1 protein-coding gene is annotated in these 962 nt (G+C 60.6%); it reads right to left on the bottom strand.

Going from position 1 to position 962, the window contains the following annotated elements; genetic code table 11:
- The coding region (locus KKP04_RS15245) for an IS1182 family transposase (RefSeq protein ID WP_215033530.1) at window positions 1-882 on the bottom strand (882 nt) is incomplete at its 3' end.
- Window positions 883-962: the final 80 nt, after the last annotated feature.

The following is a 962-nucleotide window of genomic DNA, read 5'->3' as shown; positions in this document are numbered from 1 at the left end:
GGCCTCGATGGCTTCGGCGCCAAGAGCTTCCTTGGCCTGTCCGGCCATGCTGGAGAGCTGGTGGCGGTCATGGACAGCGTTCGTGACGTCATGAGCAACGATGAGATGATGATCCATCTCGACGGCGCATTGCACATTATAACCGACGGTCCCGGTTGCTTTGCCCGTTCCCTGCATCGAGCGCGCATCGGGATCGGTCAGCGAAATCTGCGTGTCCTTCGCACTCGCAAGCTGCGCCTCGATCGCTTCCATGCGCTCGATTTCCTGCTTCAGCCTGTCAATCTTGCCCTTGAGCCGGGTGCGCTTGATTTCGGGCGTCGACGGCTGGCGGTCGGCGGTTTCAAGTTCCGACAAATAGCGCTCGATGCTCGCCTCGATCTGCTCCAGCCGCTTGGCCACCTTGGTTTGCGTGAAGTTCCGATCGCGCGAGTTGACCGCCTTGAACTTGCTGCCGTCGATGGCGACCGTGGTCGCCGCGAGCAGCCCGGCGCGCCCGCATACCACGATGAATTCGCGGCAGACTTTACGGATGGCCGGGCCGTTGTCCTTGCGAAAATCGGCGATCGTCTTGAAATCCGGCGCCAGGCAGCCCGTCAACCACATCACCTCGACGTTACGCTGGCATTCCCGTTCAAGCCGGCGGCTCGATGGTACGCGGTTGAGGTAGCCGTAAACGTAGATCTTCAACAGGACCGCCGGAGCATAGGCGGGTCTTCCTGTGAGCTTCGGCCGAACGCGCCAGAAGCCGAGCTGGCCAAGATCCAACTGATCGACGAAGAAGTCGATCACCCGAACAGGGTTGTCCTCGGCGACATAGTCTTCAAGCCGCTCAGGAAACATCGTTCCCTGAGTGCGATCCGCCCCGCGCACAAAGCTCGTCATCGAATCCTCCTCGCCGCCTTGCGAGGAGAGTCTAGGCAGATTCACTGTTCCAAAGCTGGACTTCTCACACAACCTCGGCC

Origin of the sequence: Rhodomicrobium sp. Az07 (genome assembly GCF_018619475.1) — a bacterium.
In the GTDB taxonomy this organism is placed as follows: Bacteria; Pseudomonadota; Alphaproteobacteria; order Rhizobiales; family Rhodomicrobiaceae; genus Rhodomicrobium.
Note: the sequence above shows the minus strand (reverse complement) of the source record. Positions and strands in the feature narration are given on the sequence as shown.